Genomic DNA, 4,940 nt, shown 5'->3' on the forward strand with positions numbered 1-4,940 from the left:
CACGGTGCACGCCGTCGACATCGAGAAGGGTCTGCTGCTCGTCAAGGGCGCCGTCCCCGGTGCGCGTGGCCGCATCGTCTACGTCCGCAACGCAGTGAAGGGTGCCTGATCATGGCTGACTCCACTCTCGCGCTTGACGTCCTCAAGGCAGACGGCAAGAAGGCAGGCTCGATCGAGCTTCCCGCCGCCCTGTTCGACGCCAAGACGAACATCCCGCTCATCCACCAGGTCGTCGTCGCGCAGCTCGCGGCGGCTCGCCAGGGCACGCACTCGACCAAGCGTCGTGGCGAGGTCTCGGGTGCCGGCCGCAAGCCCTTCAAGCAGAAGGGCACGGGTAACGCCCGTCAGGGTTCCATCCGCGCGCCGCACATGACCGGTGGTGGCATCGTGCACGGCCCCAAGCCGCGCGACTACTCGCAGCGCACCCCCAAGAAGATGATCGCCGCCGCCCTGCTGGGCGCGCTCAGCGATCGCTTCCGCGGTGACCGCATCCACGCCATCGACTCGTTCGGCATCGACGGCACGCCTTCGACCAAGACCGCGGTGAGCTTCCTCACCAACGTCGTCTCGTCGAAGAACGTGCTCGTGGTCATCGAGCGAAACGACGACGTGACGCTGAAGAGCATCCGCAACCTGTCGAACCTGCACGTGCTGACGTTCGACCAGCTCAACGCATACGACGTGCTCGTCTCCGACGACATCGTCTTCACCCAGGCCGCGCTCGAGGGCTTCATCGCCTCCAAGTCCGGCGCCAACCAGGAGGTCTCCGCATGAGCGAGCAGGCATCTGTTCTCCAGACGGCCCTGAACAAGGACCCGCGCGACATCATCCTGAAGCCGGTCGTGTCCGAGAAGAGCTACAGTCTCATCGACGAAGGCAAGTACACCTTCCTCGTGGACCCGCGCGCTTCGAAGACCGAGATCAAGCTCGCCATCGAGAAGATCTTCGGCGTCAAGGTCGCTGGGGTCAACACCCTCAACCGCGTCGGCAAGGCTCGCCGCACCCGCTTCGGCACGGGCAAGCGCAAGGACACCAAGCGCGCCATCGTGACCCTGAAGTCGGGCACCATCGACATCTTCACGGCAATCGGCTGATCCGGGGGATAAGGACAATCATGGCTATTCGCAAGTACAAGCCCACGACCCCGGGCCGTCGCGGCTCGTCGGTGGCTGACTTCGCCGAGATCACCCGATCGACGCCGGAGAAGTCGCTGCTGCGCCCGCTCTCGAAGACCGGTGGTCGCAACAACCAGGGACGCATCACGACCCGTCACATCGGTGGTGGCCACAAGCGCCAGTACCGTGTCATCGACTTCCGTCGCAATGACAAGGACGGCGTGGACGCCCGTGTCGCTCACATCGAGTACGACCCCAACCGCACGGCTCGCATCGCGCTCCTGCACTACTTCGACGGCGAGAAGCGCTACATCCTCGCGCCGGCGAAGCTCAAGCAGGGCGACGTCGTCGAGTCCGGCGCTGGCGCCGACATCAAGCCGGGTAACAACCTCCCGCTGAAGAACATCCCGACGGGTACCGTCATCCACGCGATCGAGCTCCGCCCCGGCGGCGGCGCGAAGATGGCACGTTCGGCCGGTGCATCCGTCCGTCTCGTCGCCAAGGATGGCAACTTCGCCCAGCTGCGTCTGCCCTCGGGCGAGATCCGCAACGTCGATGCGCGCTGCCGCGCGACCATCGGCGAGGTGGGCAACGCCGAGCAGTCGAACATCAACTGGGGTAAGGCCGGCCGCATGCGCTGGAAGGGCGTTCGCCCGACCGTCCGTGGTGTCGCGATGAACCCGGTCGACCACCCGCACGGTGGTGGTGAGGGCAAGACGTCCGGTGGACGTCACCCCGTCTCCCCGTGGGGCCAGGCTGAGGGTCGCACCCGTCACGCCAACAAGGAAAGCGACAAGTACATCGTGCGTCGTCGTAACGCCGGCAAGAAGCGTAAGTAGGAGTAAGAGAAGATGCCTCGCAGTCTTAAGAAGGGCCCCTTCGTCGACGATCACCTGCTTCGCAAGGTGGTCGTGCAGAACGAAGCCGGCACCAAGAACGTCATCAAGACCTGGTCTCGCCGGTCCATGATCATCCCGGCCATGCTGGGTCACACGATCGCGGTCCACGACGGACGCAAGCACATTCCTGTGTTCGTGTCCGAGACCATGGTCGGTCACAAACTGGGCGAGTTCGCGCCCACCCGCACCTTCCGCGGCCATGAGAAGGACGACAAGAAGGGCCGCCGCCGCTGACGCGGTGGCGATAGAGGAGAGAGAAATGGTGGAGTCCATCGCACGCGTGCGACACATCCGCGTGACCCCTCAGAAGGCTCGTCGTGTCGTCGCGCTCATCAAGGGCAAGCAGGCCCAGGAGGCTCTGGCGATCCTGAAGTTCGCACAGCAGAGCGCCAGTGAGCCGATCTACAAGCTTGTCGCGTCGGCCATGGCCAACGCGCAGGTCAAGGCGGATCGTGACGGCGAATACCTCGACGAGCAGGACCTGTACGTGGCTAACGCCTACGTAGACGAGGGCACGACGCTCAAGCGTTTCCAGCCCCGTGCACAGGGTCGCGCTTTCCAGATCAAGAAGCGCACGAGCCACATCACGGTCGTGCTCTCGACGCCTGAGGCAGCTCCGGCTGCGGCAAGCGACAGCAACAAGAAGGCGAGCAAGTAATGGGACAGAAAGTAAACCCGTACGGCTTCCGCCTCGGCATTACGACTGACCACGTGTCGCGTTGGTTCTCGGACTCGACGAAGCCGGGTCAGCGTTACGCCGACTACGTCGCCGAGGACATCAAGATCCGTAACCTGCTGAAGACACAGCTCGACCGCGCCGGTGTCTCGAACATCGAGATCGAGCGCACCCGTGACCGCGTCCGCGTCGACATCCACACCGCCCGTCCGGGCATCGTGATCGGTCGTCGTGGAGCCGAGGCCGAGCGCATCCGCGGCGACCTCGAGAAGCTCTCGGGCAAGCAGATCCAGCTGAACATCCTCGAGGTCAAGAACCCCGAGGCCGACGCTCAGCTCGTCGCACAGGGCATCGCCGAGCAGCTCTCTGCTCGCGTGGCGTTCCGTCGTGCGATGCGCAAGGGTCTCCAGGGCGCGCAGCGCGCTGGTGCCAAGGGCATCCGCATCCAGGTCTCCGGCCGCCTCGGCGGCGCCGAGATGAGCCGTTCGGAGTTCTACCGTGAGGGTCGTGTGCCGCTGCACACGCTTCGCGCGAACATCGACTACGGCTTCTACGAGGCGAAGACCACCTTCGGCCGCATCGGCGTGAAGGTCTGGATCTACAAGGGCGACCTGACCAACAAGGAGCTTGCTCGCGAGCAGGCCAACGCACCGAAGTCCCGTCGTGACGACCGTGGTGGCGACCGCCGCCGCGCGCCGCGCAACGAGGCCCCTGTCGCAGAAGGAGCGTCTGCCTGATGCTTATTCCCCGCAAGGTCAAGTTCCGTAAGCAGCACCACCCCGGCCGTAGCGGCCAGGCGACCGGTGGCACGAAGGTCTCCTTCGGCGAGTACGGAATCCAGGCGCTCACGCCTGCCTACGTGACGAACCGTCAGATCGAGTCCGCTCGTATCGCGGTCACGCGTCACATCAAGCGTGGCGGAAAGGTGTGGATCAACATCTACCCCGACCGTCCGCTGACCAAGAAGCCTGCTGAGACCCGCATGGGTTCCGGTAAGGGTTCCCCCGAGTGGTGGGTCGCCAACGTCAAGCCGGGTCGCGTCCTCTTCGAGGTCTCCGGTGTGAGCGAAGAACTCGCTCGCGAGGCACTGACCCGTGCAATTCACAAGCTGCCTCTCAAGGCACGCATCATCAAGCGCGAGGAGGGCGACGCGTAATGGCGATCGGCACCAAGGAGCTCGCTCCGGCAGAGCTCGACACGTTCGAAGACCAGCGCCTCGTTGAGGAGCTGCGTAAGGCCAAGGAGGAGCTGTTCAACCTCCGTTTCCAGTCGGCCACCGGCCAGCTGGAGAGCCACGGCCGCATCCGCGCCGTCAAGCGCGACATCGCGCGTCTCTACACCGTGATCCGCGAACGCGAGCTGGGCATCCGTGCGACGCCCGCTCCGGTCGAGGCTCCGGCCAAGAAGGCGACCAAGTCGAAGGCGAAGAAGTCCGAGGATGCCTCGGCCGACGCCGAAGGGAAGGCTGAGTAATGGCCACCAAGAAGGAAGCGACCGTCGACGCACAGTCGGCCGGCCACGAGTCCTCCGAGCACGACGTCCGCGACGTCGACGCTCGTGGGTACCGCAAGTCGCGTCGTGGCTACGTCGTCAGCGACAAGATGGACAAGACCATCGTGGTCGAGGTCGAGGACCGCGTGAAGCACCCGCTTTACGGCAAGGTCATCCGCCGCACCTCGAAGGTCAAGGCGCACGATGAGGCGAACTCCGCCGGCATCGGCGACCTCGTCCTGATCAACGAGACCCGCCCGCTGAGCGCCACCAAGCGCTGGCGTCTGGTGGAGATTCTGGAGAAGGCCAAGTGATCCAGCAGGAATCCCGCCTCAAGGTCGCCGACAACACCGGCGCGAAGGAACTGCTCACCATCCGTGTTCTCGGCGGCTCGCGTCGTCGTTACGCCGGTCTCGGTGACACCATCGTCGCGACCGTCAAGGACGCGATCCCGGGCGGAAACGTCAAGAAGGGCGATGTGGTCAAGGCCGTCATCGTCCGCACGGTCAAGTCCACGCGTCGTCCCGACGGCTCGTACATCAAGTTCGACGAGAACGCCGCCGTGATCCTGAAGAACGACGGGGAGCCCCGCGGCACCCGTATCTTCGGACCGGTCGGTCGCGAGCTTCGTGACAAGAAGTTCATGAAGATCGTCTCGCAGGCGCCGGAGGTTATTTAAGTCATGGCGAAGATCAAGAAGGGTGACCTGGTTCAGGTCACCACCGGAGCCACGCAGGAGCGTGGCGGCGACCGCGGTAA

10 protein-coding genes and 2 pseudogenes are annotated in these 4,940 nt (G+C 64.6%); all 12 read left to right on the plus strand.

Going from position 1 to position 4,940, the window contains the following annotated elements; translation table 11 throughout:
• Positions 1-109: pseudogene (gene rplC, locus J7E68_RS12815) on the plus strand (50S ribosomal protein L3); the annotation flags it as partial.
• A gap of 2 nt (positions 110-111) precedes the next feature.
• The gene (gene rplD / locus J7E68_RS12820; protein ID WP_215173183.1) at positions 112-774 is read left to right on the plus strand and encodes a 50S ribosomal protein L4; all 663 of its coding nucleotides are present in this window, start codon (positions 112-114) and stop codon (positions 772-774) included.
• Positions 771-1,094 (plus strand): 50S ribosomal protein L23, encoded by a 324-nt coding sequence (rplW, locus tag J7E68_RS12825; RefSeq protein ID WP_215173185.1) that lies wholly within the window; start codon positions 771-773, stop codon positions 1,092-1,094. Before rplD ends, rplW begins: the two co-directional genes overlap by 4 nt.
• Before the next feature lie 20 nt (positions 1,095-1,114).
• Positions 1,115-1,954, plus strand: coding sequence for a 50S ribosomal protein L2 (gene rplB, locus J7E68_RS12830; protein WP_053097483.1), 840 nt, complete (start codon positions 1,115-1,117; stop codon positions 1,952-1,954).
• Positions 1,955-1,966: 12 nt separating this feature from the next.
• On the plus strand, positions 1,967-2,248 hold the full coding sequence (rpsS, locus tag J7E68_RS12835; RefSeq protein WP_017829205.1) for a 30S ribosomal protein S19: 282 nt from the start codon (positions 1,967-1,969) through the stop codon (positions 2,246-2,248).
• Between the two features lie 25 nt (positions 2,249-2,273).
• A complete protein-coding gene (gene rplV, locus J7E68_RS12840) occupies positions 2,274-2,672 on the plus strand; it encodes a 50S ribosomal protein L22 (protein ID WP_053097482.1) in 399 nt (132 codons plus the stop codon).
• Positions 2,672-3,427 (plus strand): 30S ribosomal protein S3, encoded by a 756-nt coding sequence (gene rpsC / locus J7E68_RS12845; protein WP_042538759.1) that lies wholly within the window; start codon positions 2,672-2,674, stop codon positions 3,425-3,427. Before rplV ends, rpsC begins: the two co-directional genes overlap by 1 nt.
• Complete coding sequence (rplP, locus tag J7E68_RS12850; protein WP_056312870.1) at positions 3,427-3,846, plus strand: 50S ribosomal protein L16; 420 nt, start codon at positions 3,427-3,429, stop codon at positions 3,844-3,846. Before rpsC ends, rplP begins: the two co-directional genes overlap by 1 nt.
• Positions 3,846-4,163 (plus strand): 50S ribosomal protein L29, encoded by a 318-nt coding sequence (gene rpmC / locus J7E68_RS20165; RefSeq protein ID WP_204939153.1) that lies wholly within the window; start codon positions 3,846-3,848, stop codon positions 4,161-4,163. The genes rplP and rpmC overlap by 1 nt, the downstream gene beginning before the upstream one ends.
• Positions 4,163-4,495 (plus strand): 30S ribosomal protein S17, encoded by a 333-nt coding sequence (gene rpsQ, locus J7E68_RS20170; protein ID WP_215173187.1) that lies wholly within the window; start codon positions 4,163-4,165, stop codon positions 4,493-4,495. Before rpmC ends, rpsQ begins: the two co-directional genes overlap by 1 nt.
• On the plus strand, positions 4,492-4,860 hold the full coding sequence (gene rplN, locus J7E68_RS12865) for a 50S ribosomal protein L14 (protein ID WP_215173189.1): 369 nt from the start codon (positions 4,492-4,494) through the stop codon (positions 4,858-4,860). Before rpsQ ends, rplN begins: the two co-directional genes overlap by 4 nt.
• Before the next feature lie 3 nt (positions 4,861-4,863).
• Positions 4,864-4,940 (plus strand): annotated as a pseudogene (locus tag J7E68_RS12870) (50S ribosomal protein L24); the annotation flags it as partial.

It is taken from the genome of Microbacterium sp. ISL-103 (genome assembly GCF_018613995.1).
In the GTDB taxonomy this organism is placed as follows: Bacteria; Actinomycetota; Actinomycetes; order Actinomycetales; family Microbacteriaceae; genus Microbacterium.

Coding starts and splice junctions, on each gene's coding strand:
- rplW (WP_215173185.1), top strand. CDS start 771: ATGAGCGAGCAGGCATCTGTTCTCCAGACGGCCCTGAACAAGGACCCG.
- rplB (WP_053097483.1), top strand. CDS start 1,115: ATGGCTATTCGCAAGTACAAGCCCACGACCCCGGGCCGTCGCGGCTCG.
- rplV (WP_053097482.1), top strand. CDS start 2,274: ATGGTGGAGTCCATCGCACGCGTGCGACACATCCGCGTGACCCCTCAG.
- rpsQ (WP_215173187.1), top strand. CDS start 4,163: ATGGCCACCAAGAAGGAAGCGACCGTCGACGCACAGTCGGCCGGCCAC.
- rpsS (WP_017829205.1), top strand. CDS start 1,967: ATGCCTCGCAGTCTTAAGAAGGGCCCCTTCGTCGACGATCACCTGCTT.
- rpmC (WP_204939153.1), top strand. CDS start 3,846: ATGGCGATCGGCACCAAGGAGCTCGCTCCGGCAGAGCTCGACACGTTC.
- rpsC (WP_042538759.1), top strand. CDS start 2,672: ATGGGACAGAAAGTAAACCCGTACGGCTTCCGCCTCGGCATTACGACT.
- rplD (WP_215173183.1), top strand. CDS start 112: ATGGCTGACTCCACTCTCGCGCTTGACGTCCTCAAGGCAGACGGCAAG.
- rplP (WP_056312870.1), top strand. CDS start 3,427: ATGCTTATTCCCCGCAAGGTCAAGTTCCGTAAGCAGCACCACCCCGGC.